21 protein-coding genes are annotated in these 26,089 nt (G+C 43.2%); 14 read left to right on the top strand and 7 right to left on the bottom strand.

Annotation, left to right across the window (positions count from 1 at the left end; all coding sequences use genetic code 11):
* The first annotated feature begins 256 nt into the window (after positions 1-256).
* From rsmH to ACT3TH_RS11215, 9 genes are all read left to right on the top strand, one after another.
* The gene (rsmH, locus tag ACT3TH_RS11255; protein WP_444755927.1) at positions 257-1,405 is read left to right on the top strand and encodes a 16S rRNA (cytosine(1402)-N(4))-methyltransferase RsmH; all 1,149 of its coding nucleotides are present in this window, start codon (positions 257-259) and stop codon (positions 1,403-1,405) included.
* Between the two features lie 236 nt (positions 1,406-1,641).
* Positions 1,642-2,166 carry a cell division protein FtsL gene (gene ftsL, locus ACT3TH_RS11250; RefSeq protein ID WP_444755926.1) on the top strand — a complete coding sequence of 175 codons (525 nt, stop codon included), beginning with the start codon at positions 1,642-1,644 and terminating at the stop codon, positions 2,164-2,166.
* Positions 2,163-4,271, top strand: coding sequence for a peptidoglycan D,D-transpeptidase FtsI family protein (locus tag ACT3TH_RS11245; protein WP_444755925.1), 2,109 nt, complete (start codon positions 2,163-2,165; stop codon positions 4,269-4,271). The genes ftsL and ACT3TH_RS11245 overlap by 4 nt, the downstream gene beginning before the upstream one ends.
* Before the next feature lie 106 nt (positions 4,272-4,377).
* Complete coding sequence (locus ACT3TH_RS11240; protein ID WP_444755924.1) at positions 4,378-6,114, top strand: UDP-N-acetylmuramoyl-L-alanyl-D-glutamate--2,6-diaminopimelate ligase; 1,737 nt, start codon at positions 4,378-4,380, stop codon at positions 6,112-6,114.
* A gap of 84 nt (positions 6,115-6,198) precedes the next feature.
* Complete coding sequence (locus ACT3TH_RS11235) at positions 6,199-7,653, top strand: UDP-N-acetylmuramoyl-tripeptide--D-alanyl-D-alanine ligase (RefSeq protein WP_444755923.1); 1,455 nt, start codon at positions 6,199-6,201, stop codon at positions 7,651-7,653.
* A 3-nt stretch (positions 7,654-7,656) separates the two neighbouring features.
* Positions 7,657-8,775, top strand: a complete 1,119-nt coding sequence (gene mraY / locus ACT3TH_RS11230) for a phospho-N-acetylmuramoyl-pentapeptide-transferase (protein WP_444755922.1) — start codon at positions 7,657-7,659, stop codon at positions 8,773-8,775.
* Between the two features lie 155 nt (positions 8,776-8,930).
* On the top strand, positions 8,931-9,881 hold the full coding sequence (locus ACT3TH_RS11225) for a putative RNA methyltransferase (RefSeq protein ID WP_444755921.1): 951 nt from the start codon (positions 8,931-8,933) through the stop codon (positions 9,879-9,881).
* A 269-nt stretch (positions 9,882-10,150) separates the two neighbouring features.
* Positions 10,151-10,729, top strand: coding sequence for a PepSY domain-containing protein (locus tag ACT3TH_RS11220; protein WP_444755920.1), 579 nt, complete (start codon positions 10,151-10,153; stop codon positions 10,727-10,729).
* 597 nt (positions 10,730-11,326) lie between these two features.
* Positions 11,327-12,826 carry a SulP family inorganic anion transporter gene (locus ACT3TH_RS11215; protein WP_444755919.1) on the top strand — a complete coding sequence of 500 codons (1,500 nt, stop codon included), beginning with the start codon at positions 11,327-11,329 and terminating at the stop codon, positions 12,824-12,826.
* 84 nt (positions 12,827-12,910) lie between these two features.
* Here the strand turns inward: ACT3TH_RS11215 and ACT3TH_RS11210 are convergent, their stop codons facing one another.
* The 6 genes from ACT3TH_RS11210 to ACT3TH_RS11185 form a co-directional block, all read right to left on the bottom strand.
* Positions 12,911-13,111 carry a hypothetical protein gene (locus ACT3TH_RS11210; protein ID WP_444755918.1) on the bottom strand — a complete coding sequence of 67 codons (201 nt, stop codon included), beginning with the start codon at positions 13,109-13,111 and terminating at the stop codon, positions 12,911-12,913.
* A 430-nt stretch (positions 13,112-13,541) separates the two neighbouring features.
* Complete coding sequence (locus ACT3TH_RS11205) at positions 13,542-14,240, bottom strand: hypothetical protein (RefSeq protein ID WP_444755917.1); 699 nt, start codon at positions 14,238-14,240, stop codon at positions 13,542-13,544.
* Between the two features lie 782 nt (positions 14,241-15,022).
* Positions 15,023-15,514: a hypothetical protein gene (locus ACT3TH_RS11200; RefSeq protein WP_444755916.1), complete on the bottom strand. Its 492-nt coding sequence runs from the start codon at positions 15,512-15,514 to the stop codon at positions 15,023-15,025.
* Between the two features lie 464 nt (positions 15,515-15,978).
* Positions 15,979-17,553: an aldehyde dehydrogenase (NADP(+)) gene (locus ACT3TH_RS11195; protein WP_444755915.1), complete on the bottom strand. Its 1,575-nt coding sequence runs from the start codon at positions 17,551-17,553 to the stop codon at positions 15,979-15,981.
* 10 nt (positions 17,554-17,563) lie between these two features.
* Entirely contained in the window at positions 17,564-18,562 is a 999-nt protein-coding gene (gene araD1 / locus ACT3TH_RS11190) for an AraD1 family protein (protein ID WP_444755914.1), read from the bottom strand.
* Between the two features lie 11 nt (positions 18,563-18,573).
* Complete coding sequence (locus tag ACT3TH_RS11185; RefSeq protein WP_444755913.1) at positions 18,574-19,881, bottom strand: MFS transporter; 1,308 nt, start codon at positions 19,879-19,881, stop codon at positions 18,574-18,576.
* Positions 19,882-20,096: 215 nt separating this feature from the next.
* Here ACT3TH_RS11185 and ACT3TH_RS11180 point away from each other — a divergent pair, with 215 nt between their 5' ends.
* Both ACT3TH_RS11180 and ACT3TH_RS11175 read left to right on the top strand, forming a co-directional pair.
* Positions 20,097-21,830 carry an IlvD/Edd family dehydratase gene (locus ACT3TH_RS11180; protein ID WP_444755912.1) on the top strand — a complete coding sequence of 578 codons (1,734 nt, stop codon included), beginning with the start codon at positions 20,097-20,099 and terminating at the stop codon, positions 21,828-21,830.
* A 273-nt stretch (positions 21,831-22,103) separates the two neighbouring features.
* Positions 22,104-22,820, top strand: a complete 717-nt coding sequence (locus tag ACT3TH_RS11175) for a FadR/GntR family transcriptional regulator (RefSeq protein ID WP_444755911.1) — start codon at positions 22,104-22,106, stop codon at positions 22,818-22,820.
* 713 nt (positions 22,821-23,533) lie between these two features.
* On the opposite strand, the gene ACT3TH_RS11170 is transcribed toward ACT3TH_RS11175, so the two are convergent.
* Positions 23,534-24,304, bottom strand: coding sequence for a hypothetical protein (locus tag ACT3TH_RS11170; protein WP_444755910.1), 771 nt, complete (start codon positions 24,302-24,304; stop codon positions 23,534-23,536).
* Positions 24,305-24,754: 450 nt separating this feature from the next.
* Here ACT3TH_RS11170 and ACT3TH_RS11165 point away from each other — a divergent pair, with 450 nt between their 5' ends.
* The 3 genes from ACT3TH_RS11165 to ACT3TH_RS11155 all read left to right on the top strand — a co-directional run bounded on the left by ACT3TH_RS11165 (position 24,755) and on the right by ACT3TH_RS11155 (position 25,840).
* On the top strand, positions 24,755-24,967 hold the full coding sequence (locus tag ACT3TH_RS11165) for a hypothetical protein (protein ID WP_444755909.1): 213 nt from the start codon (positions 24,755-24,757) through the stop codon (positions 24,965-24,967).
* 50 nt (positions 24,968-25,017) lie between these two features.
* Positions 25,018-25,512 carry a hypothetical protein gene (locus ACT3TH_RS11160; protein ID WP_444755908.1) on the top strand — a complete coding sequence of 165 codons (495 nt, stop codon included), beginning with the start codon at positions 25,018-25,020 and terminating at the stop codon, positions 25,510-25,512.
* Positions 25,513-25,642: 130 nt separating this feature from the next.
* Positions 25,643-25,840 (top strand): hypothetical protein, encoded by a 198-nt coding sequence (locus ACT3TH_RS11155; RefSeq protein ID WP_444755907.1) that lies wholly within the window; start codon positions 25,643-25,645, stop codon positions 25,838-25,840.
* Positions 25,841-26,089 lie beyond the last annotated feature (249 nt).

The raw sequence follows: 26,089 nt of genomic DNA, 5'->3' as shown, positions 1-26,089 counted from the left end.
AAAGGGCAATAAAAAATACGAATCGTAAGATATGACTAAAAATACGGATGAAAGAATAGAAGTCAACGTAGAAAAATAGCGTAAAATATCGCGTTAGTATAACAGAGAGATGGGATATTTTTAATGAAAAGCCCGTCTAGAGCTTGACTCGCTGTGTATCCTTGCGATAATAATGCTAAGCAAGTCATAACTTGTTTATTTTCATCCGATTTTTTACTATTACTGACCAATATGGTCGTCATCTACTGAGTTGTTTGTGTCCCTATCAAAGTCTAAGCCAAATGCTAACGCCAATTCTTCTTTAGTCACTGACCACTCCAAAGCAGTGGCCAATTCGTCTTCCGTCGAAAATGATTCTGCTCAAAACCTACAAGAGGCAGGTAAAGACTCGGTCACGTCTGATGAATTAAGTTTTGTCCACGATGCCGTGCTCTTGCCAGAAACCGTCGCAGCGGTGTTGTGTGTCAAGTCCTTGCCGACGCAAAAAGATGAGTCAAAAGCCCAAAATGGCTTACAACTAAGCGGCATCTATGTAGATGCAACCTTTGGGCGCGGCGGTCACAGCCGATTGTTATTAAGTCAGCTTGCCGATGATGCGCAGCTGATTGTCTTTGATAAGGATCCGACTGCCATCAGCGTGGCTAGGGATCTGGCTAGCAAGGACAGCCGCGTGCATGTAGTTCATGACAGTTTTGCGACGTTAACGACCAGTCTGGCGGCGCTTGGTATTACTCAGGTTGATGGATTGATGGCAGATTTGGGAATCTCATCTCCGCAAATTGATGATGGTAGCCGTGGTTTTAGTTTTATGCGGGATGGTGCGGTTGATATGCGTATGGACACCAGCCGTGGTCAGTCGGTCGCCGAATGGCTTGAGCGTGTTGATGAAGAAACCTTGGCTAACGTGCTGTACGAGTTTGGGGAAGAGCGTCACAGTCGCCGCATTGCCCGTGCCATTAAGCAAATGGACAGTTATGAATCAACGCTTGAGCTGGCGGAAGTGATTAAGGTCGCTCATCCCAATTGGCAGCGCGGTAAGCATCCAGCGACGCAGAGTTTTCAGGCCATGCGCATTTTTATTAACAATGAGCTTGGCGACGTCGATGACTTTTTAGCGCAGAGCATAGCGATTTTAAAGGCTGGTGGACAGTTGGCTGTGATTAGCTTTCACTCGCTAGAGGATCGCCGTATCAAACAGTTTTTACAGCGTCATAGCAAAGGCCAATATCCAGAAGATGAGAATTTACCGATGCCGCCCAAACGCCCGCGTTACTTTAGTAAGCCTAAACGCGTAGGCCCAAGCAATGCTGAAACAAAGCAAAATCCGCGCGCTCGTAGTGCATGGCTGCGGATGGCAACCCGTACGGACACTGATTATTTGCCTGACACTACGCATACCCAGTAAATCGCCTCTTAGTCTATTAACGTAATAGATGGTTGGTTTTTTATTGGGTAGATACGACCAAATGTTTCAATGATTACGCTGCTGTTAAAAAGCTGTAAACATTATCTGCTAGGCTCGGCAGTTGCTCTTTTATTTGGTTTTATTTTTATTGATGGTGCGAATGGTTTATAGCATTTTTATAACTCACAGACAACTGTCGCTTTTTATATTTTGAAGTTCACTTTTTTGAGATCGTCATGGCAATATCTGGCAAACCTGCAAACCGTCGTAGCACACTGCCTCCCAATACCGATGTAGGCGAATTATTTGTGCGCCGATTCAATGTGGGTAGTATTTATGTAGCCGTATTGCTGTTGCTCGCGGCGGCTATTATTTGGAGCGGGATCAAAACAGCTGAAGGCGTTCAGCAATATCATCAGGATTATAAAACCTTGCAAGACATGAAGAAACAAGAGCGAAAATTACAAATTGAACATCAGCGTTTGCTCATTGAACAGCAGACTTTTAGTGCGACACCGCAAATTGCTAGCCGTGCGGTCGCTGAACTTGGTATGTTTTCTCCCACACTCGAAGACAAGCTGATTATCCAGCCTGGAGCAGCAGTAGCTGTAGCACCAGCCAGTCCTGATAGCTCGACTGCCGTTGTTGCCAATGACTCAGATGTTGTTGAAACAGGGGTAATAAGTGAGGTACCTCCTGAGCCTCAGGTCGCTGATGAGGTTGCTGTGACCGATTCCGATACAGCGGAGGCAGGACAATGAGTGATAAAAAACCCAATGCCAACAATGACAAGGCCTCAGCAAAAAATACCAGCAAAAAGCCAGCCAGTGGTAAAGTTACTAAGCCTTTGCGCCGTGCCAGTGCTGCCAAATCTGGACAAACGGGCAGTAAGTCTGATACCAATTCAACCGATAGCCGCAAAGCCAAACTGTTTGGTCGCCTCAAAAAGAATGAGGATCAAGGCGCCTATACCAGCGTCAAAAACCTAAAAAACAAAAGAGCATTTTTGGGTAAAGCGTCTGGTGCTTCGTCTCGTGGCGGTTTTGAGCAGGATAAAAACCGCTTTCGTACTATTTGGGGCATTGCACTGGTTATATTCGTGTTGCTAGTAGGCCGTGCCTATTATTTACAGGTTGCCAATGCCCAGTTCTATCAAGCCAAAGGCAATGAGCTCATTACCAGTGTTCGTACGCAAAAATCTTATCGCGGTATGATCACAGATCGCAATAATTTACCATTGGCCGTCAGTGCACCGCTTGCGACAGTCACGTTTAGCCCGCATGATTACGCGCGCGAATATTACGAGCTTAAGCGCATTATCATTACCAATCCTGACAGCCCGCAATTGGTCGCGCGTATGCAGAAGCGCTTGGACAATATGGATTTGACCACGCTGGCAGCAGCGGCCAATATCTCGGTCGATGAGCTAAAAAAAGTAACGGCTATCGATGATAGTGTCGATGTGACAAACGAAGATGCCGTCAAAGCTGCTCTACCCAAGGGTGCAGGCTCGCATTATCTACCACTTTTGAATAAAGTCACGCCAGAGATTGCTCAAAGTGTCAGCTCGCTTGATTTCCCTGGTGTCTATGAGAAGAACTTCTTTCAACGCTATTACCCGCAGCCGCAACCAAACTCTCAACTTTTAGGTTTTATGGGTCAAAACTCCAGCGATCCTGAAGGCGGTTATGAGGGGCGAGCCGGTATCGAACGTCAATTCGAAACTGACCTGGCAGGCGCAGACGGCAAAGTTTTGGTACTCAAAGATGCCAAACAAAACAGTCTCAAAGAAATTAAGCAAATTGAACCGGAAGTGGCTGGCAAAGATGTGGCATTGACCATTGATTCGCGTTTACAGTATTTGCTGTACAAAGAGTTAGAAAAGGCAGGACGTTTGCAAAAAGCGCGTTGGTCTACGGGCATGATCGTCGATGTACAAACGGGTGAAGTGCTTGCTTTATCTACATGGCCGTCATTTAACTCCAACAATCTTAATGAGATGACGGGTGAAAACCAGCGTAACCGAGCACTGCTTGATGTGTTCGAGCCCGGTTCGGTAATGAAACCATTTACCGTTGCCACAGCCTTAGATTCAGGCAAATATACGCCGACCTCTTTAATTGATACCAATCCTGGCTCCATCCGGGTCCGTGGTTATACCATTCGTGATCATAACAATTTGGGCCGGATTAACTTGGCGACATTGCTACAGAAATCTAGTAACGTGGCGTCAACTAAGATTGCGCTATCGCTACCACCTGAAGCCATTACTAACATGCAAAGACAGTTTGGTTTTGGCAAAAAAACACCGTTACAGTTTCCGGGTGAAGGTAGCGGAATGATCGTCACGCCAAAAGAAAAAGAGACAGCAAGACGTGCGACAGTCAGTTATGGTTATGGTCTACAAGTCACGCTAGCACAGGTAGCGCAAGCATATTCAGCGTTGGCAGCAGGTGGCGTTATGCATCCATTAACCTTTATCAAAGACGACAAATCGCAGCCAAGCAAGCGCATCATGGCCCATGAGCAGGCAATGTCTATCGTACAGATGATGGAAAGTGTCACAGAAGACGGTGGTACTGCCAAAGCCGCTGCGATTGATGGCTATCGCGTCGCTGGTAAAACAGGGACGTCGCGCCGTATCAACCCAGAAGGTGGCTACTATTCTGACCAGTATCGTAACGTCTTTGCTGGTATGGCGCCTGCGTCAAATCCAAGACTGGTCGGTGTGATGCTGATTGAAGATCCACGTGGTCAAATGTATGCAGGTTTAACAGTAGCACCCATTTTTCATAATGTGATGAAAGAGGCGCTGCGTTTATACAATGTGCCTTTGGACAAACCCTTGAAAACTGAAGCCCAGTAAGCGCTCATGCGTAGATTGTTAAATGTAATGTTTTAAGTGCAATAGTAGGTTGTCAAGTGTTCAGCCATTCACTCTTTGATTTGTTTTAACTGTTTAGGATTTGCCAATGACTGTGTCTACCTCATCGCCAAGCAACGTGACTGTCACCTTACAACAACTGATGGACGCTAGTATTACTAGGTACAGTTTGCAGCAAGCATTAACAGCGATGATCGCGGCATTCATGCAACCCTCATCGTCCCAAGCTCAACCAAGTCAAAGAGACTCGATTGCCACTATCCCATTTTACCAATTTCGTTTGGACAGCCGTCAACTAGAGACAAGCGATGTGTTTGTCTTATTAAAAAGCCAAAACCCGAACTGTCAAAAAAGTCGCGACTACCTACGTCAAGCTGCTAAAAATGCTGCGTTTGTCCTATCGGAAGTCGATCCTGTTGCTTTGCTGACAACGGCTAATGTGCCGCCTCATGCCAATATTGATTTGATAGAAAACCAGCCAAAATCCGTTGCAGCGCAGCAATTAGCAGCTTTGTCTTGTCCAGTCGTTTATGTTCCTAATATTCGGGATTTCTTAGGTGATTTGATTCAAACGCGTTTGCAGTATCAGGAGCCAGTAAGTTTACCCACGGTCGTAGCAGTGACGGGCACCAACGGCAAAACCACTATCAGTCAGCTAGTGGCCCAGTTGACGCAACTGACTGGTAAGAGCAGTGCCGTGATGGGCACGGCAGGCAATGGTAAGCTTGGGGCTTTGATTCAAGCCAGTCATACCACGGGTGATGCGCTAGCCGTACAGCAATTTTTATATCAGATGGGCTGCGATGGCGCCGAGCTGCTAGCATTGGAAGCAAGCTCACACGGTTTGGATCAGCAGCGCTTGCAAGGCATGCCTGTGTCAGTGGCAATTTATACCAACTTGAGCCGTGATCATCTGGACTATCATGCTGATATGGCAGAATACGCAGCAGCCAAAGCCAAGCTGTTTGATAAAGCTCACTTTCCGGACTTGACCCATGCCATTATCAATCTTGATGATGAGTTTGCACAAGTGATGCTAGACACCGCGCGTGTCAGCGATTTGACCGTGTGGACATACAGTTTAGATGCGTCCAAAAAGGCTACCTTTGTTGCGGCTAGTATCGAACCTAGCTTGCAAGGGGTCGAGATTGCCTTGCGTTGTGATTCTGGCAGCACCAATTTTGTTGAGCATCAAAATGATTATATAAATATTGTCAGCCCACTATTGGGTCGCTTTAACGTGGCCAATTTGCTCGCGGCGATAGCAGCGACCCTAGCACTTGGCGACAATGTAGATAGCGATATTGAGCGTATTGCTGCTGCGATACCGCAGTTACAAGGCGCCATTGGACGTATGCAACGCGTGCCATCTGCTGAGGGCTGTTTTATTGTCGATTACGCTCATACGCCCGATGCCTTACAACAAGTGCTGGCCAGTCTCAAAACCCATTGTAAAGGTCAGCTGTGGGCGGTGTTTGGTTGCGGCGGTGACCGCGATGCAGGCAAGCGCCCATTGATGGCCCAAGCTGGACTAGCGGGTGCAGACCAAGTCATACTCACAGCAGACAATCCTCGTACCGAAGATCCCAATGTGATTTTGCAAGACATGCAAGCGGGAATGAGTGCTGAGCAATATCAACGCACTCATATTGAGCCTGCGCGCCAAACTGCCATTGAGTACGCTGTCAGTCAAGCGGCAGCCGATGACATTGTGGTTATCGCTGGCAAGGGGCATGAAACCTATCAAGAAATCAACAACTTGCGTCATGATTTTGACGACAGTGTTGTCTTACAAAACGCTCTCAAGCAAGCTGGGCGAGTATAAGTAGTAGCGGTTGCAATCGGTTTTTAATTTTTCCTAATACATTCAAATATAAGCAACAAGTAGTCATCATATAAGGTAATCACTATGACAGCCGACAACGATAACACCATTCAGTCGCAAGGGCTGTATGTCTGGCAAGCAGAAAATTTGCTTGCAGCGACACAGTCACTTGCCGGACATTGGCAGCTACCAGAGACGCAAACAAGCGCCGAGCAGTCAGAGTCAACAGACAACGGGGTGATTAGTAATCGTATCGCCACCGACACGCGTACCATAAAAACCGGTGATATCTTTTTGGCGTTAAATGGTGACAATTTTGATGGTCATCATTACATCAACATGGCGGCATCGAAAGGGGCAATCGCCGCTATCGTCTCTCGTCCCATTTCTACCAGCATTCCACAGCTGGTTGTCAAAGACACGCGTTTGGCGCTTGGACAATTGGCTGCTTATCGTCGCCAGCAGCACAAAGACTTGACTGTGATTGCGATCACAGGCTCGAGCGGTAAGACCACCTGTAAAGAGATGCTTGGTAGTATCTTTGGTCGATTGGCACCGACATTGATTACTCGTGGTAATTTAAACAATGATTTGGGCGTGCCAATGATGCTCTTGGAGCTTTCAGACCATCATCGGTATGCTATCTTAGAATTGGGTGCCAATCATATTGGCGAGATTGCGTATACCACTGAAATTGTCCAGCCTGATGTGGCCTGTATCTTAAATATTGGCACCGCTCATTTGGGTGAGTTTGGTAGCCGTGAGGGTATTTGTCAGACGAAGGCAGAGATTTATCATACCTTGACAGATGCGCAGTTCGCCATTGTTCCAGACAAGGACGATTTTACCAATCAGTTACGTCGCATCGCTGAACAATACACGTCACACGTCATTGGTTTTGGTAATACGGACGTGAGTGCCAGTCACTTAGACGTAGAACCTGAGCGCAGTGAGTTTAAATTGCATCTCGGCAATCAATTGCATGATATCAAGTTGCCATTAGCGGGCGAGCACAATGTCAATAATGCATTGGCCGCCGCAGCTTGTGCGCATGCGTTAAATATCGATGCAAGTGACATCGTCATTGGGCTTGAAAACTCACGTCCGGCTAAAGGCCGTTTGAACACGCAATTGCTCGGTATGCATCGTTTGATCGACGATACTTATAACGCCAACCCGCATTCGGTACGTGCTGCAGCAAAAGTGTTGGCGGCGCAAACTGGGATTCAAATTATGGTGTTGGGCGATATCGGTGAGCTGGGTGATGCGGCAGTGAGCGAGCACCAAAGCTTGGGTCGTACTATCGCAACCACGGGTATCGATGTATTGCTTTGCGTTGGGGAATACGCGCCTTATACCGTTGCTGGTGCACAAGAGGTGGCTAAGCTCAATGCCCATGCATTCGCTGATAAAGACCATTTATTGCATTATTTACAGCCGTATCTGCAAGCGCAACAGGCTCAGCCTTGTACTGTACTGTTCAAAGGCTCTCGTTCCATGAAGATGGAAACACTTATTAATGCGCTAGTCGAGGAGTAAGCGGTGTTAGTTTGGTTGTTTGGCTGGCTTGGTCAGTATTATACGCCGTTTTCTGCGGTTTCTTCATTGACGCTACGGGCGTTACTCGCGGTTATTACCGCTCTTGCTTTTAGCATGATTTTTGGTGGGCGTGTCATTAAGCATCTACGCTCGCTCAAATACGGTCAGGCTATTCGTGATGATGGCCCGCAATCGCATTTGGTCAAAACGGGTACTCCGACCATGGGCGGCGTTTTAATTTTAAGCGCAATTGGCATATCGACCTTACTTTGGGCGCGTTTAAACAATCCTTATGTGTGGATTTTGCTCGTCGTGATGATCATCTTCGGCGCGGTCGGCTGGGCGGATGATTGGCTCAAAATTAAATACAAAGACCCCAAAGGATTGATTGCTCGTAAAAAGTACTTTTGGCTGTCGATAGGGGCGTTATTCGTCGGCATCTCTTTATATTATATTGCTACGTTACAACCTGACATCAATACGACCCGTGAGATGCAGGATTTGTTATTGCCCATTTTTAAAGATTGGATGATTCCCTTTTCGGTAGTGCCTTTCGGTATTGGTTTTATTATCTTTACTTATTTTGTGATTAATGGGGCATCCAATGCCGTCAACTTAACAGACGGCTTAGATGGTCTAGCCATCTTGCCAGTCGTGTTAGTGGCAGCAGGTTTGGGGGCCATGGCTTATGTGTCGGGCGATGTGCGTTTCGCCGATTATTTACATGTGCCTTATATAGCATATAACTCAGAGGTCATCATTGTCTGCGGTGCGATGATTGGCGCAGGACTTGGTTTCTTATGGTTCAACGCCCATCCCGCGCAAGTGTTTATGGGTGATGTGGGTGCGCTGGCACTTGGTGCGATGCTGGGTACGATTGCGGTTATGACACGGCAAGAGATTGCTTTTGCGATTATGGGCGGTTTGTTCGTCGCCGAAGCGTTGTCGGTAATGCTGCAAGTGGGTTCATATAAGCTGCGCAAAAAACGCGTTTTTCGTATGGCGCCACTGCATCATCACTTCGAAGAAATAGGCTGGAAAGAGACGCAAGTGGTGGCAAGGTTTTGGATTATTGCCATTATATTGGTCATCTTAGGTCTGATGACACTGAAGTTACGCTAGGGCTAAGTTAACAAAACTGCTCTAGTTGGTAGATATTGATATCGTTCATTAAAAAGCCGTCTTAAACGTTTGAGACGGCTTTTTTTATGCGCGCTTTTATCACTTAGACCGCGTGAATTTTGCTAAAATGCCAGCCATATTGCTATGATTTTGAGATGCTTGTGTCCTTATTTATTTGTCCCCTCTGCCAATCTCCTATGCAACCCGCGCCAGACACGTGGCGCTGTGACGGCAGTTTACACCCGAAGCAAACCTCCCATCCTTTTGATGTAGCGCGGCAAGGCTATGTCAATTTGTTGCCAGTACAACAAAAGAAGTCTAAATCGCCGGGCGACAGTCAAGCGTCGATAGAAGCACGAAAACGGTTTTTGAATGCAGGACATTATGAAAAACTACAAACCCTAATTGTTCAGCAAATGCAGCAGTTACTGGCACAAGATAAGCCAGTCGCTAAAAAAAACAATCAATCTACCAATTGGTTAGACATCGGTTGCGGTGAAGGCTACTACACGCAAGCAATGGCACAAATGGGATCAGATATTATAGATACGTTGATTGCAGCTGACATTAGTAAGCCTGCATTGGTAGAATTGGCCAAAGTGAGCAAAACGGCAGGTAAGCTTTGGTATCAACAAAGTAAAGAGGCGTCTACCAAGACAACAATCATTTATCCGCTGGTCACGAGCGCCGCGCACCTGCCGTTACGTGCTCGTAGTGTAAAGGGCATCAGCAGTATTTTTAGTCCTATCTTGCCACAAGCCTTTGCGGAAGTATTGACCGATAATGGCTATTTAATCATCGCCAAACCAGACGCAGGGCATTTGGCATCAATGCGTGAAGCATTGTTTGATGACGTCCGCGAACATGATTCTGATAAATTCTTACAGGAATTATCTCCTAAGTTTACGCTGATAGAGACGCATCGTGTCAGTGCTGCTATGAGCTTGTCAGCCAGTGAGTTAGCAGATCTGATGACCATGACCCCTTATGCGTATCGCGCCAAAAGTGAGAAGAGACAAGTGCTATTAGAAGCTGTGGAAAAAGAGGCGTTTAATACCGAGGCCAGATTTATTGTCTATGTTTTACAAAAGGCATCTGATTCGTAAGACGCTTCAAAGAATTTGTCTTAAGAGCATCGCAATTTTCTTTTAAAGTAGGTTCATTTTGGTTGTTACGGTAATTGACTGTAGTGACGATTGACTGTGGTAAGCGACACATTGGTTACGCTTTATCAGCACAATTCACTTAGACATCACGATAGACTCTATGTCATCATTCAAGTTTACATTAATAGATTGTTAAGTTTGTCAGACTTTATGACATTATTTAAATAAATAATCGATTTCAAATTATTTGGAACATTTAGGACACTATCATGAAAAAAATATCAACGTTACGTAAACCTCTTTTAATCGCGGTTGGTGCTATCAGTATCAGTGTGGCCACTGTTGCGGTCGGTCAAGCAGCTACTGCTACCGCACCTATTAATGAAGTAAAAGCAGCCGCACAGAGCAAAATTACCTTAGAACAAGCATTGGCAATCGCGACCAAAGCAGTAAAAGGGGATGTCATTAGTGCGGACTACGACCAAGAAGATCGTACGGCCAATGGATATTATGATATTAAGATCATCACCAATAATAGCGAACATGAAGTCAAAGTTAACGCTAATACGGGTAAAGTTATTAAAGGCGACGTAGAGCGTTTGGACAAAGAAGATTTAGCAGAATACAATACCATGAAGCAAGCTAAGGTGAGCTTGAATCAAGCCATAAAAAAGGCCAATCAAACGCTAAAAGGGACAGTGCTCGAAGCTGATTTTGATATGGACTTTGGCAAACCTGTCTATAAAATTGAAATTGGTAAAAGCAATCAGATTCATAAGGTAGTCGTTGATAGCATGAACGGTAATATCACTCGCAGCCAAGTCAGTGCTGCCGATATCGATGATTAATCACTGACGCACTCTCGCTTACCCTAAACCCTAAGCCGTCATTGAAGATGGTTTAGGGTTTTTTATAATAAAGCAATAAACGTGTGATGCTTACGTTTAGTCCTACAAAACAGCGAAATTTTTTAAGATTTACTTTAACTTTGTTAGTGTGCTAACATTGGAGCCGTTAATTAAAAGGCTTCATGATGATTCTTAACAGCACAGTCGCCTGAATAAGACAGTCACGTAGCCAATCGATTTAAACTTTACTATAAAGATGAATATGCCAATCTAATTGTACGACCCCCTCCTCAGTAAATAATTGCTCCCAATAGCAATGACTCTATCATAAAGCGTCTTACGCTTATCCCTGTACGCACGCACTGCTTTCATGTTTGTATCTGTAATCGATTTATCTATTAAATCATCCACAGTAGACAGCTAAAAGTCAGTTATGATAATAACTTGCTAAATATGACAGTTCACATTTTTGCATCTATTATTTGATGGGCATCTTGCCTAGCTAAAAATGTGTCAGACTTTTCATTTTAGAGACATCTCACTTTAGATATCGAGATTATTGGCAGACTAAAGCAGTTCCTAAGAACTGAGTGAAACATGTTAAATACTATTAAAGAACATTGGTTGTCCAATGTCAGAGGCGATGTCTTGGCTGGCATGGTCGTCGCGTTAGCCCTTATTCCCGAAGCCATTGCTTTTTCTATCATTGCAGGTGTCGATCCCCAAGTTGGACTCTATGCATCCTTTTGTATTGCCGTCGTGATTAGCTTCGTCGGTGGTCGTCCAGCGATGATTTCGGCCGCAACAGGTGCGATGGCTTTACTCATGGTCACGCTGGTTAAAGACCATGGTTTGCAGTATTTGCTGGCAGCCAGTGTCTTGACAGGCGTCATACAGATTATCTTTGGTTATTTAAAGCTGGGTAATTTGATGAAGTACGTGTCTCAATCTGTCGTCCTTGGCTTTATCAATGCCTTGGCGATTTTGATCTTTATGTCTCAGATTCCGGAGCTGATGCCGCAAGCAGGCTCGAACCTAGTTCATGTCTATGCGCTTGTTGCTCTCGGTCTAGTGATTATCTATGGCTATCCCTACCTTCCAAAAATCGGCAAGATGATTCCATCACCACTGGTCAGTATTGTGCTGGTGACGGCGATAGCCATCCTGTTAGGCGCAGAGGCGCGGACCATCAATGATATGGGTCAGCTGCCGGATACGTTGCCGATATTTTTATTGCCTGATATCCCTTTGAATCTAGAAACCTTACTGATTATTTTGCCATATTCCATCAGTCTTGCGATCGTCGGTTTGCTTGAGTCTATGATGACCATGACCATCGTGGATGATTTAACCGATACCAAAGGTGATCGTACCCAAGAGTGTAAAGGTCAAGGCATTGCCAACGTGGTAAGCGGTTTCTTTGGTGGTATGGCAGGCTGTGCGATGATTGGTCAATCTATTATCAATGTAAAATCTGGCGGTTATACGCGTCTCTCTACTTTGGTGGCTGGGGTGTTTTTACTATTAATGGTGGTGTTCTTAAGCGACTGGTTAAAGATTATCCCAATGGCAGCGCTGGTCGCTGTGATGATTATGGTATCGATTGGTACCTTTAACTGGGGCTCTTTTAAAGAGTTAAAAACCAAGCCGCTGCAAAGCAATATTGTCATGATTACGACCGTTGCTGTGGTGGTGGCGACGCATAACTTGGCGTATGGAGTGCTCATTGGTGTGTTGCTGTCAGCGCTATTCTTTGCCAATAAGATCGAACGTTATATGAGTGTGCACACGCAATTGGATGAAGCAGAACGAACGCGTTATTATCGAGTGGATGGGCAAGTGTTTTTCTCGTCCTCAGAGCGCTTGATTGAGTCGTTTGATATTAAAGAATCCGTATCCAAAGTAATTATCGATGTATCGCGTGCACATTTTTGGGACGTGACTGCCGTTGCCGCGATAGACAAAGTCATGATTAAGTTTCGCCGTGAAGGGACTGAGGTTGAGCTAATAGGGCTGAATGAAGCGAGCCAAGCAATGATAGAAAAGTTTGGCGTTCATGACAAACCTGACGCTGAGCAAAGCTTAGGCGCTCATTAATAGTGTCAGCGTTAAGAAAACACAATGAAATCGCTGCTAAACGGATATAGACGCGCGGCAGCGATAAAGTGTAAAACATGCAGTTTATGCTTCTGGATGAATCGCTGTCTTGAGTTGACGAATGATTGCGCTCAGCAGCATCTCATCGATGTCAGTCATGGCATTTAATCCATAATCGTAAGTTTTTAATATCATCGCTTGTTGGTCTTGCGTTAGGTGGACAGTAATGTCTTTACTGGCGACCAGATGTCTATAATCCTCTATGGTTTTTTTATCCTTACTCATATTCAGCTCCTATTTTCATTTTGTGTCCTGCTTATTTGTGATCGCTTTCATGAATCTTATATCGATATACTAAAGGTATGCTAGTGAAATTCTGATGACAAGGACCAGTATTTTTGTTCAAATGCAAAACATATTCTTGCTAAAGCTATCTCATCAACAATCAGATTATTATGAAGTAGTTTTGCTAATATAGTCAGGTCAATCAAAAGAAATTTATACCAGCCACGCGGTATAGTGTCGTGTATCCATTTTATTCGGTATCGACCATAGTAATAGCGAAGCTTAGCGGCATACTGTACTTTATTCTTATTGAGACCAAAAAGCATTGGTTTGCCATGATGACAAGCCAATGCTTTTCGCGTTTAGGACTGATAATAAGATAGCCTCAGTTGCTATCTAACTGAGAAGCCTTCGAACATATGCGTAGAGCTTATCTAGTAAATATCACTGTATTGGTGCCGTTGTTGGTCGGCTGACTAATCGTCACCTTACTGTCTAAAATATCGCCACGGGCATTTATCTTATAGCACTCTGATGAAGTACCTTCAGGATCATAATTTAGCATCAGATTGCCTGAGGTTTCTATACAGAACCACGCCGTGTTATTGCTGTCGCGCGTTAACGACCAGTCTTGGTTATACGTTCCGATTTTTTTACGCATGCTACTGTCGGCGTATACATTTTCAGTGATCAATTTACTAGAGGCACCAACCGTTGCCATCTTAGGAATAGTCGTGGTTTGGTTTGATAATGAATACTTACCAGTGCTGTCCGTAAAGCCATGGAATACCAAGGGATTCAAGGTAAAGTAGTTGATAGCGACCGATTGATTGGTGACTTGGTTGTTTACTTTATTGACCGTGTTGATTTCGGTCCCTTGTACTTGCTTATTATTGAACATCATACGGCCTTTGGGTGTGACCTTGATGTCTGCTGAGGCACTTTGATTGCCAACGACAGCGACCAATTTCTCACTGCGCGCTTTGGTATAAATGTTCAGCATGGCGGTCTCGATAGGATACTGCGTCACCACGTTATTTTGGTTATTGCCCGTCGCTACGCCGTTCATACCAGTCGCACAGGCGCTCAAACCCAATCCTGCTAAAACATATAATCCTAGTGTTTTCATGGTTGAATCCTTTGGTTTGTTTAAATGAATCCTATACCCATCTACTATAATTGAATTTTTAGCGAATGGCATCTGTCAAGCGCATGAGACCTTGCTATCCTTACATCACTATAACAACCAGTAATTATCTAGCGCCTTAAAGCATAATGAATGCTCATCAGCCATATCAATCGAGATGATATTAATAAACAGTATTAATAAGCTATATAAAACACTTGTCACATATTAGGCAAGGCGATCAGGACAAGGTTAATGATATTGACTTTAAACGTATCAAAAATTTGCATTTAAGTTGGCTGTTGTTGTAACAGAAGGTTTTGAGTCACTTGATACAAACCTATGCTCATCAATGTTCCCGTTTAATGAGTACGTCTTAGAAGAAATCGTTAAACTTGGTGTCTTACAGTTATTGACGCTGGCACTTTCTTAGGATCGGCTATCGTGGCGCAAATCATGCTGTAAAGGTTTGATTGAACGGCAAATGAACGCGTATTCTTAAGTAAAGACACTCATAATGTGATGTACTTTCATTGAACTATAGTCAATTCGACTTAAAATCGATAGGTTAAGGGCTACGTGCTACTGGTATAAATTTTACTTGCGTGCTGCTAATACAAAGGCGGCGAAACATTCATTCCAGTAGCACTGTCTTGGTTCTAAAGTAAATCGACTATAAAAAAAGGAAAAGACATGAATATCTTCTCCTTTTTAATAAATATGATGTAAAACGTTTTGCGCTGTGAGAAGCCTAACAAGATATTGAGAGGAGGCTATCGCTCAAATTAATGACCCGCTTCACAAGTAATGGTTTTTTGTTTCTGATCAAACATTAAGTTAAGATATCCTTCGGTTCTTATCTCATAACCCTCTTTATCATTCTTTACTACCTTCGTATACTCGGCCTCATCTACATCAATTTTCGGTAACTTAAACTGCGAACGCAATGTTTTAAATTTAGCATCTTTAAAATACAGTTTTAGATGATACCACTCATGGCCTTGTAGATATTCAACTTTCACTAATGGCTGACCGAAGGCAATCGAATTTTTTAAAGTATAAGTCGTATACAGTCCATCATCTTCAAAACCTGAATCGCCCTTTATGTTTTTACTCGTAATTGAAGCTTTATAACGCGCCGGTAGTTCTTTAGTAGGATTGACATAGCCACACCCAGATAACATTGGTTTTAAATAGGGCGTCCAATCCGTTGCTGTACTGGCACTTGCAGTATGACCTAGTAAAAGCACACCCAAAGCTATCACTACTTTTTTCATATGTCTTTACTCTTATATGCTGTCCATTGTCAGTATACTACTGTAGACGAGCATACTCCGATACTCAGTCCAACGTTGATTTTATTGATTTTTTCTATACTTTACAACGTGATTTTTTAATGAATAGTGTCTTCGCTATCTTCCTACTTTCTATACAACACGTGGGATTTATAGGGTTGAACAAGAAATTTCGGACAGCATTGGATAATAAATATAGACGATAAATCTTACTGTTCAAGGTTTTACAGAGTATTGAGAGGGGATAAAACAAGATAGGCAAACTAGGGTTTTATTAACAGGCAACATTATTTTATGCGATCGAAGCCCATGCTATAGACTGTGGGTTGTAAGAAGTTGCACGCGGTTTGGGAAAGGTTCAGGTTTCAGCATAGGTTATTAGTATAAATACCTCTTATCTAGTAAAACAAAAAAAGAGACCAGTTAACGGTCTCTTTTTGTCTACATTAAATTTTATTTCGAGTCATCTCGCTGTTAACCAGTCTCAGAATGTTGAATGGATTCTCATCCTTTAGTGCTTCTGGCAACAGGCTTTGAGGATAGTTTTGATAACACACAGGGCGCAGATAACGGTCAATCGCCAGTGTCCCAACCGAGGTACCGCGTGGATCTGAAGTTGCAGGGTAAGGCCCACCATGGACCATCGCTTCGCAGACCTCTACGCCTGTGGGATAACCGTTTAATAGTAGGCGTCCAGCTTTTTCCTCTAATATAGGTACAACGTCTGCGAATTCCGAAAAATCGGCTTCATCTCCAATTAAAGATGCTGTCAGTTGGCCGTTCATGCTACTGAGTGCTTGAATCAGCTGTGCCTTATCTGTGACTTCAATGACTATCGTAGCGGGACCAAAGACTTCTTCTTGTAGCAATTGATCACCGTTAAGCAGCAATTCAACGTCTGCTTTAAACAGTTGAGGTTGAGCCTGATTCCCTTGTTGAGTTTTCCCCGCTAAATGCTGGATTCCTTGATGCGCCATTAGATGTTCCAGCCCCGATTCATAGCTTTTTAATGTACCTACGTTCAACATGGTTTGCGCAGGTTTGACATTGATAATGTCGGTTAGTTCCTCAAGCAATTGGCTGTAATCCGGTGATTTAATCCCAATGATTAAACCAGGGTTGGTACAAAATTGCCCGCAGCCCATCACAACAGAATCCGCTAAGTCTTGAGCAATTTGAGCACCACGGTTTTTTAATGCTGCTGGAAGCATAAGCATTGGATTGATACTGCTCATTTCGGCAAATACCGGAATGGGGTTTGGGCGCGCTGCTGCCATATCGCTCAAGGCACGGCCACCTTTCAAAGAGCCTGTAAATCCTACTGCTTGAATTAATGGGTGTTTTACTAGCGTTTCACCAACACGATTGCCGTAGACCATACTAAACACGCCTTTAGGCATATTGGTGCTCGCAACAGCCCTATCGATCGCTTGTGCTACTCGATCGGCCGTCACCATATGACCACTGTGAGCTTTAACAACGACTGGACAGCCAGCAGCTAAAGCAGAAGCCGTATCACCGCCTGCTGTTGAAAAGGCCAAAGGAAAATTACTTGCCCCGAAGACAGCAACTGGACCCACACCTATTTTAACCTGACGTAAATCTACACGTGGTATAGGCTGACGTTCAGGTAATGCAGTATCGATACGAGCACCTAAATAGTCACCGCGGCGTAGTACTTTAGCAAATAAACGCATTTGACCACTAGTACGACCGCGCTCACCTTGTAAGCGTGCAAGTGGTAAAGCAGTTTCTTGTGAGGCTTCTTCAAGAAAGTCTTGTCCTAGAGCGTCTAGTTCATCGGCAATGGCTTCAAGAAACAAAGCACGCTTTTCAGGTGTCGTATTGCGATAGCTTTTAAATGCTTCACTGGCTGCTACACAAGCCTGATTGACCTCTTCTTCGGTGGCTTGATAGAACTCATAAGCCAAAGCCTCTGCTGTGGTCGCATTAAAGCTTTGTAAGACTTTACTGCCCAGCGCACTGCGTTGACCTGCAATAAAATTATGTCCAATAACCATAGTATTCTCCTTAGAGTGTTATAACTGAACCAATGGATAGTTCAGGTTGAGTATGTGCAATCTTATTTTTTAGAGGATGACCAAATTCTTTTATTTCAATTTCGAATTCATCACCCACTTGTGTTTGTATACCGTCTGCAAATGAGAGAGTAGCCGTACCGAAGTAGTGAATATGTACATCACCTGGTTTTAAAAATTGCTGATATTTAAAATGGTGATACTCGAGATTCTCTAGGCTATGACACATATTGTCTTCACCTGATAAAAACTCTTTTTCCCAGATCACGTCACCATCACGTCGCAGGCGACTGGTACCGACCAAATGTTTTGGAAGCTCACCCGTGCGTAGCTCTGGCCCATAACTACAGAAACGTAATTTAGAATGCGCAAGATATAAGTAGTTTCGACGCTCCATGATGTGATCAGAAAACTCATTACCCATGGCAAAGCCAATTCGATACGGTTTTGAATCTGGACCGATCACATACAAACCTGCAATTTCAGGCTCCTCACCACCATCTTCTGCAAAAGCAGGTAGGGGTAAGTCTGCACCAGGGCGAACCACAATAGAGCCGTCTCCTTTATAGAACCATTCAGGTTGCGCGCCCACATCACCTTCAGCGGGTTTACCATTTTCAATACCTAATTGGAATATGCGCATGGTATCCGTTATTGAAGCAGCATCAGCTGAGTCTTGTTGGTGCATTTTGTCACGGGTAGCGGCAGAGCCTAAATGAGTCAAACCTGTACCGGATACGAAACAATGAGCGGTATCTGGATGATCCAAAGGAGCCAGTACTTTTAGTTCAGATAGTAGCGTTAAATAGTCATAACTTTCGTTGGTGTAACCCAGCTGCTCGATTTGTTGATCTAGGCTCATCTTATTTTCGATAGCCATTAACGCCAAGTCTCGAACCGTTTCAACCTGATTGACTGGTTTGACGGTATTATTTTCGACAATGCCAACAGCGCGCTGCTGATGCTTGTTTTCAAACTGAATGATGTTCATAGTCAATGTCCTTAGTACGCTTGTTCGCTAACGTTTATTTTTTGAGATTTCTTTTTTTCGAGCTTTGCATAGACGAGATACGTTAGCAGTAAACCGAAAACCATAACAATAGAAAGGAAGTACAGGCCAGCTGCCATATTGCCTGTGTACTCTTTTAACAAGCCAATGCCATAAGGTCCCAAATAACCGCCCAAGTTACCCACAGAGTTGATCAAGGCAATACCAGCTGCCGCACTGGTACCTGTCAAGAATCGGCCTGGTAGTGTCCAGAAAACTGCCGTCGTTGAGAATAAGCAAAAAGCGACAGTAGATAGGGCAACCAATTGCAAAACAGGCGAACTTAGCCAAGCACTTAAGAACATAGCAAACGCACCTACTGCATAAAGAAAACCTAGATGGCCATAACGGTCATTTAAACGGTCACTACTGCGTGGAATAATCAGTAGTCCAATAACCCCAAAAATATAAGGAATACTCGATAAGAAGCCAACTCGTAGATCGCTGCCACCACCGAACTGTTTGATAATGGTTGGTAGCCACAAATTTAAACCGTAAATACTCAATGTGACAGGCAGGTAATAAAGTGCCAAGATCAATACACGCTTATCTTTTAGCGCATGTAAAGGGTTTGCATGTCGCGTCTGCTCATATTCAGATTCATCTTTAATCAATTCATTCTGTAACCAGCTTTTTTGCGCATCTGTCAACCACTTGGCCGTTTTAATGTCATCTGGTAGATATAGATAAGTAGGTAAAGCAAGGATAACAGCGGGTAAACCGACCGCTATGAACAGCCACTGCCAGCCATGTAGGTTTGCCATACCATCCATTCCCAATAGGGCACCAGATAATGGGCCTGCGATCACCATCGCAATTGGCTGAGAAAGCACAAACATCCCCATGATTTTTCCGCGGTGACGCACTGGAAACCATTGAGTAATCAAATATAAAACACCAGGGAAAAAACCTGCCTCAGCAACGCCGAGTAAGAACCTGAGCGCATAAAAGCTCTTAGGGCCTTGTATTAGCGCCATTGCCATGGTGATAAGTCCCCATGTCAATAAAATTCGGGTAAACCACTTACGAGCACCAAACTTGGCCAGCAGTAAGTTGCTTGGCACTTCAAAAATGAAATAACCAATAAAGAATAAACCGGCGCCAAATCCGTAAGCCGCATCGCCAATACCAACATCTGCGCCCATATGAAGATGAGCAAAGCCAACGGCACCGCGGTCAATATACGCGACAATATAAAGAATGATTAATGCAGGGATGAGTTTATAGGTCACTGTTCGTATAACGTTCTTTTCGAAATCCATATCCGGCTCCACGTTCCATGTGGTAATTCTCAAGCGTCATGCCAAAGAGAAACTTTCCATAGTTAAAGGGATTATCCTAGATAATTAAAATTATTTAAGACAGCTCTAATTAAAATATAGTATTACTATTTAAATATCAACCCTTTTAAATAGATTGTTTTTAGTGTATTTTGATAGATAAATATTAAATAGTAATACTATATAAGGATATAGAGATGTCGAAAAAGAAACCTTTACGTTCAACGGCTTGGTTTGGAACGGCTGACAAAAATGGATTTATGTACCGCAGTTGGATGAAGAATCAGGGCATTCCAGATCATGAGTTTGATGGCAGACCCATTATTGGTATTTGTAATACTTGGTCAGAATTGACCCCTTGTAATGCACATTTCCGCAAAATTGCTGAGCATGTCAAAAAGGGCATATTAGAGGCGGGTGGCTATCCTGTCGAATTTCCTGTTTTCTCCAATGGGGAATCTAACCTACGTCCAACAGCTATGCTGACGCGTAATTTAGCGAGTATGGATGTAGAAGAAGCCATTCGCGGTAACCCGATGGATGGTGTCGTACTGTTAACAGGCTGTGATAAAACCACACCCGCCTTGTTAATGGGGGCTGCCAGTTGTGATGTTCCTGCCATTGTGGTCACAGGTGGACCGATGCTAAACGGCAAACACAAAGGCAAAGACATTGGCGCGGGAACCATCGTCTGGCAAATGCACGAAGAGCTAAAAGCTGGCAAGATTGATCTTAACGAATTTTTATCTGCTGAGTCGGGGATGTCTCGTTCAGCGGGTACGTGTAATACGATGGGTACTGCCTCTACCATGGCGTGTATGGCTGAAGCATTAGGCACTTCTTTACCCCATAATGCCGCCATTCCTGCAGTGGATTCACGGCGTTATGTTTTGGCACATTTATCAGGTATGCGCATTGTTGATATGGTCAAAGAAGATCTCACCTTATCTAAAATTCTGACTAAAGAAGCGTTTGAGAACGCAATTAGGGTCAATGCCGCGATTGGCGGTTCAACCAACGCGGTGATTCATTTGAAAGCCATCGCTGGGCGGATTGGGGTCGATTTGGAAATGGATGACTGGAATCGTGTGGGACGAGGGATGCCTACCATTGTTGATTTGCAGCCATCAGGGCGTTTTTTGATGGAAGAGTTTTATTACAGCGGCGGTCTACCAGCTGTATTGCGTCGTATGGGCGAGCACAATTTGTTGCCACACCCACAAGCGTTGACGGCCAATGGACAAAGTATCTGGGAGAACTGCCAAAATTCGCCTATTTATGACGATGAGGTCATTCGCCAAATTGATAATCCTTTGAGTAAGGATGGCGGCATGTGTATCTTGCATGGAAATTTGGCACCAAAAGGCGCTGTGCTCAAACCTTCTGCTGCATCACAAAAATTGATGAAACATCGTGGTCGGGCCGTGGTATTTGAAGACCTTGATGATTATAAAGCACGTATTGTAGATCCAGATTTGGATGTCGATGAAACCTGTGTTTTAGTATTAAAAAATGCAGGGCCTAAGGGATACCCAGGCATGGCGGAAGTTGGAAATATGGGCTTACCACCCAAAATCCTCGCAAAAGGAATTACAGATATGCTACGGATTTCTGATGCTCGTATGAGTGGTACGGCGTACGGTACCGTGGTGTTACATGTGGCACCAGAAGCAAGGGCAGGCGGGCCGTTAGCTGCTGTGCAAAATGGTGACTTTATTGAGCTTGATGCGTATGCTGGTAGATTACATTTAGATGTTAGCGATGAAGAGCTACAGCAGCGCCTGGCGAATTTACCAGAACCACCAAAACCCAACTTTATCGGCGGCTATCGTGAACTTTATGTCAAGCATGTGCTGCAAGCCGATGAAGGCTGCGATTTCGACTTTTTGGTTGGTTGTCGCGGCTCCGAGGTTCCCCGTCATTCGCACTAGGGCGTGTCCTCATTTCAAAAATGGTGATAAAAATGAGATAAATCGCCGTCAAACAAGGAAAATAGCACAGATAATATCGAGATATTACCTAGCTATTTGACGCAGTTTGGCAAAATTTAGCCATTTTTAGTCCATTTAGATGATTATCGATTGAATTGAGGATATGCCTTAATTTACTCAAATATTTGCACTCGTTTATGCAAAATAGAAGAACTTGTTTATTGATAAGGTCTTCTATAACATACTAGTGTCAAATATGAGTAACGATAAGATATGAGCGCTGCCGACTACAAAAATCCTGTTCCAAGCAAAAGTCAACATGCATTGATTGTTCAACAATTGGGTCTAAAAATCGTTTCTGGTCATTTTCCTGAAAACGAAAAACTACCTTCCTCAGATGAATTGTGTGAAGAGTTTCAGGTCAGTCGGCCCGTCTCTCGTGAAGCTATACGGGTACTAAACTCTAAGGGTTTGACGTACTCACGTCCAAAAGTCGGTACGGTTGTGCGTCCCAAGGATGAATGGCATATGCTTGATCCAGACGTGCTATTTTGGTTGATTGAATCCACACCAGAGAACGATTTTTTTAAAACCCTATCAACCGTGCGACGTGTATTAGAGCCTGAAATGGCCTATATCGCTGCTAGCACCGCAACTGATGACGATATTGCACAGATCAAAAAAGCGTACGATGGTATGGAGAGAGCAACCAGTGCGGAAGAATTTATGCAACCTGACATAGAGTTTCATCTTGCTATTGCAAAGGCCACACATAACGACCTACTCGCTTATATGTCAAAAATGCTGGTATTACCTCTACAACAATCTATTCAGCTGACCAGCCTAAGACCTAACTTACAAACTCATTCATTACCAAGACACAAAGCGATCTTAACGGCAATCGAGAATAGAGATCCTTTATCAGCCAGACTTGCTTCTTTAGTGCAATTGGATGATACCAATGTGGCCTATACCTTAATCAAAAAGTAATAAGCAAGATGACTAAAAAACAATTCTGGTGGTCAAGGTTTTTTTTGGTTGTTTAAAGCCTTTACTTCTGTACAGCTGTCTATGAAAGCTAATAATGTACATCATTCTAAGACTTTTATAGAGACCACTGTTAGTGTCTTGCTTGTCTTTATCTGATGAACAATAATTGGTCAACGGATACGACTCTGGGCAGGTGCATCATCTGCTTCAATGATCTGGATATCGACATGATCGTCATAGACATCAACGCTCAGCAACGGATTGTCATTAATGATGGCTTTTTTGCGTAAGTGAGAATACTGCCCGCCGAAATAAAGCGCTGCATTGTGGCACGCTCAGCGCTGCCGTTAAATATACAGTCGCTTTCATCTTCGCTGTCTGCTTTTAAAGGATAGATATAAAAGTTGGCGCGGTCTTGACACAAGATATTGGCAACCGATGTATTGGTATAACCTGCCGCTAAAAATGCGCCTTTAGAATTGTATTTGTCTTCTTCATATATGCGTGCAGTATAGTTGCACAGATAACTACTGGCGAAAGCGCCTGCCGTTACGGCGAGTAGGAAGGAGGTAAGTATAAACTTGCTAAAGAAGGACGAAGGACGTCATAATAATTACCTATATCATAAATTTTAGTAAACAATATTAAGGTTTTTTAGTGAAAAACCAAACTAAAGATAGCTAGATAATACCTATTTAATCTGTCGTCTTTGCTTATTCAATGTGTTGAATCTTATAATAGATTACATCGTTGGAGTTATAGTCTGTAAGCTTCATTTCATCATCTTTAAGGTGGGTGCTACCAAACTGATAACCCAATAGATTGCCCCGTCCGTCAATGCTATAGCAGTAGTAGAAAGTTTTTTCGTTACTTGATAATAGTGGCTCTTCGAAGTGGTTGATACATAGCCATGCTGTTTTATTATCTATACGAGTCAGTGTCCAATACTTCTTTATCTTATACAACAGTTGTTTTTTATCACTACTGTCGTATGTCTCATCAAGATCCCAATAACTTGAAGCGTCCGGACTAGCCATTTTAGGTAGCGTATTCGTGTCTGTACTGATGACATAAGCGCCATCATCTGCTGTAAAACCATATATTTTAAAATGATCTAACGTAAAGTAGTGTTGAGTGGTGAATTCAAAAGGTGCTGCTAATTCTGAGGAAATATACTGCTGCATCGTTGCATTGTGAAGATGAAGACCCTCAAACAAAGTATCTTTACCTCTCGTAGTTTTTGTAAAAAAATGCATTGGCTTAGAATCGCCTGCGACTACCGTAGAAATACGTTCTATACGCGGTTGAGTAAAAATGTTTACCATTGCTGCTTCAACAGGAAACTCAGGAACAAATCCTGTATCAGTATTGAGTGTATTTCCTGTACTTGATTCGGCGCTTGCTGTGGCAACCGTACTTAATGACATCATCAACCCAATAATACAAAGTCCTCTTGTAGTTTTTAGCAGCATCAAATCCTTCATTAAACAAAAGTCATATTCTATAGAATCATAGCACGAAGTGTTTATGATTTTCGGATATTCCCCATAGATCCTGCTATTATTACCTCATTATAACTATTCGCAATTTCCCAAAATATTTATTTATCTAAAACCTCTAGGACACCGCAATACCCACCACCCAAATCAACCAATATTGAGCTAGAGCATTTAGATCAAGAGTCAGGTCGGATAAGTGGAGGCACGAATGCTAGAAAATTAGTAAGTATAAAAAATCATTTTAGAGCTGGAAGTGTATTGTTTGGAAAACTACGCCCATATTTAAGAAAATATGTTAGGCCAGATTTTGAGGGCGTTTGCCTCATTGAAATAGGGGTATTTAAACCTGCTTTTAAGCTACTTGATGAATATTTATTTCACTTCGTACAAACAGATAAGTTCGTATCTAAAGTAAACAAGTCATCAGGACCAAAAATGCGTAGAGCCGATCGGGGTGTCGGGTCTGAGATGGTGTTTAAAATTCTAAATCTTAATGAACAACAAAAAATCGCCACCGTATTAACCAATGCCGATCAAGAAATCGAATTACTTGAGCAGCAACTGGCGGATTTACAGCAAGAGAAAAAGGCGCTAATGCAAGTGTTGTTGACAGGGAAGAAGCGGGTAGTGGTTGATGGGGAGGTTTGATTTTGGCGTAAGATGCAGGGAACGCATCTCATTAAAAGGGTTATCTAAGCATGAGTAAATTTATCGTCTTAATCCTGATTGTCTTATCTCTATATAAAGGCTATCCCTATTACAATGACTATATGAGTGAGAGAGCAGCAGATTCTGCAAGGCAGACACTACAAGCAGAAGGTGTTCCGCAACCAGATCATAAAGACTTCATTGACTCAATACCTTACAAAGAAGTCGTAGTGGATAATGGTTATCCCATTAGCGCCACGACTATAACGTTCCTTGGACATACTAAAGAAGATTTTAGATCCTCCGCCCTTAAAGATTTATTTAGAATTCAAGAGCAGGAAGCTTGTCATTCAGCAAATACATATTATGAGAATAAACAACTGAGTGATAACTCTCTAAAAGGGTACGGTAGAGCTTTTTCTGAAGATAAGGCTGCCATACGTATTATATTAAAAGATGAAGACGGAGCAGAGGTATTTTCTAAAACTACAACGTTAGCTACTGATTGTATAACCCTACGGTTTACACTCAAAATAGTGGAGTAGAAGCTGAACGGATTGAAGCGTAGGTTTAACTTTTTACTCACCATTTAAGCTCAGCAAACGGTGCTTAGGAAGCACACTACCGCATCTATATAGTTCAGAATAAATTAAAAGCTAAATTGGAGTACAAAACATGATTGAAGTCACCCAAGCCGTAAAGCTCGCTCGCCAGTTCTTTAATGAATTATATCAAGAGGAAGATACTCAAAATCTGATGCTAGAAGAAGTTGTCGTAGACGACGATAGCAACGAATGGCACAGCACTTTAGGTTATGACTCGCATATTACTCAAGAAACCGATCATGTTTTTTCTGACAAAATTATAAGCTGATCTTCAAGAGTGTATAAAAGAATACAGATAGGTGCTGACGAAGGTTATTTTAAAGGTATGTTTATGCGTGAAGTGGGTTAGCAATGATTTTAATATTATAACAATATTAATTTTAAACAGTTGGGGAATTATCTTTTGGAAAAGACGTAACATAACCGTCACGCTTAGTGCCCTCTAGGTAACGCGCAACCGTAGCGGTTTTTTATTATCTTCTGTGCCCTCGTATCCGCTACCATTGATAAGACCAAA

Source organism: Psychrobacter sp. AOP22-C1-C5, assembly GCF_052378885.1.
In the GTDB taxonomy this organism is placed as follows: domain Bacteria; phylum Pseudomonadota; class Gammaproteobacteria; order Pseudomonadales; family Moraxellaceae; genus Psychrobacter.
The sequence above is the reverse complement of the archived record's forward strand: the minus strand, read 5'-3'. Positions and strand labels throughout refer to the sequence as shown.

What these genes read in the sequence shown, in the direction of transcription:
- ftsL (WP_444755926.1), top strand. Translation starts at nt 1,642, where the DNA reads ATGGCAATATCTGGCAAACCTGCAAACCGTCGTAGCACACTGCCTCCC.
- ACT3TH_RS11245 (WP_444755925.1), top strand. Translation starts at nt 2,163, where the DNA reads ATGAGTGATAAAAAACCCAATGCCAACAATGACAAGGCCTCAGCAAAA.
- ACT3TH_RS11240 (WP_444755924.1), top strand. Translation starts at nt 4,378, where the DNA reads ATGACTGTGTCTACCTCATCGCCAAGCAACGTGACTGTCACCTTACAA.
- ACT3TH_RS11235 (WP_444755923.1), top strand. Translation starts at nt 6,199, where the DNA reads ATGACAGCCGACAACGATAACACCATTCAGTCGCAAGGGCTGTATGTC.
- ACT3TH_RS11225 (WP_444755921.1), top strand. Translation starts at nt 8,931, where the DNA reads ATGCTTGTGTCCTTATTTATTTGTCCCCTCTGCCAATCTCCTATGCAA.
- ACT3TH_RS11220 (WP_444755920.1), top strand. Translation starts at nt 10,151, where the DNA reads ATGAAAAAAATATCAACGTTACGTAAACCTCTTTTAATCGCGGTTGGT.
- ACT3TH_RS11215 (WP_444755919.1), top strand. Translation starts at nt 11,327, where the DNA reads ATGTTAAATACTATTAAAGAACATTGGTTGTCCAATGTCAGAGGCGAT.
- ACT3TH_RS11210 (WP_444755918.1), bottom strand. Translation starts at nt 13,111, where the DNA reads ATGAGTAAGGATAAAAAAACCATAGAGGATTATAGACATCTGGTCGCC.
- ACT3TH_RS11205 (WP_444755917.1), bottom strand. Translation starts at nt 14,240, where the DNA reads ATGAAAACACTAGGATTATATGTTTTAGCAGGATTGGGTTTGAGCGCC.
- ACT3TH_RS11200 (WP_444755916.1), bottom strand. Translation starts at nt 15,514, where the DNA reads ATGAAAAAAGTAGTGATAGCTTTGGGTGTGCTTTTACTAGGTCATACT.
- ACT3TH_RS11195 (WP_444755915.1), bottom strand. Translation starts at nt 17,553, where the DNA reads ATGGTTATTGGACATAATTTTATTGCAGGTCAACGCAGTGCGCTGGGC.
- araD1 (WP_444755914.1), bottom strand. Translation starts at nt 18,562, where the DNA reads ATGAACATCATTCAGTTTGAAAACAAGCATCAGCAGCGCGCTGTTGGC.
- ACT3TH_RS11185 (WP_444755913.1), bottom strand. Translation starts at nt 19,881, where the DNA reads ATGGATTTCGAAAAGAACGTTATACGAACAGTGACCTATAAACTCATC.
- ACT3TH_RS11180 (WP_444755912.1), top strand. Translation starts at nt 20,097, where the DNA reads ATGTCGAAAAAGAAACCTTTACGTTCAACGGCTTGGTTTGGAACGGCT.
- ACT3TH_RS11175 (WP_444755911.1), top strand. Translation starts at nt 22,104, where the DNA reads ATGAGCGCTGCCGACTACAAAAATCCTGTTCCAAGCAAAAGTCAACAT.
- ACT3TH_RS11170 (WP_444755910.1), bottom strand. Translation starts at nt 24,304, where the DNA reads ATGAAGGATTTGATGCTGCTAAAAACTACAAGAGGACTTTGTATTATT.
- ACT3TH_RS11165 (WP_444755909.1), top strand. Translation starts at nt 24,755, where the DNA reads ATGCGTAGAGCCGATCGGGGTGTCGGGTCTGAGATGGTGTTTAAAATT.
- ACT3TH_RS11160 (WP_444755908.1), top strand. Translation starts at nt 25,018, where the DNA reads ATGAGTAAATTTATCGTCTTAATCCTGATTGTCTTATCTCTATATAAA.
- ACT3TH_RS11155 (WP_444755907.1), top strand. Translation starts at nt 25,643, where the DNA reads ATGATTGAAGTCACCCAAGCCGTAAAGCTCGCTCGCCAGTTCTTTAAT.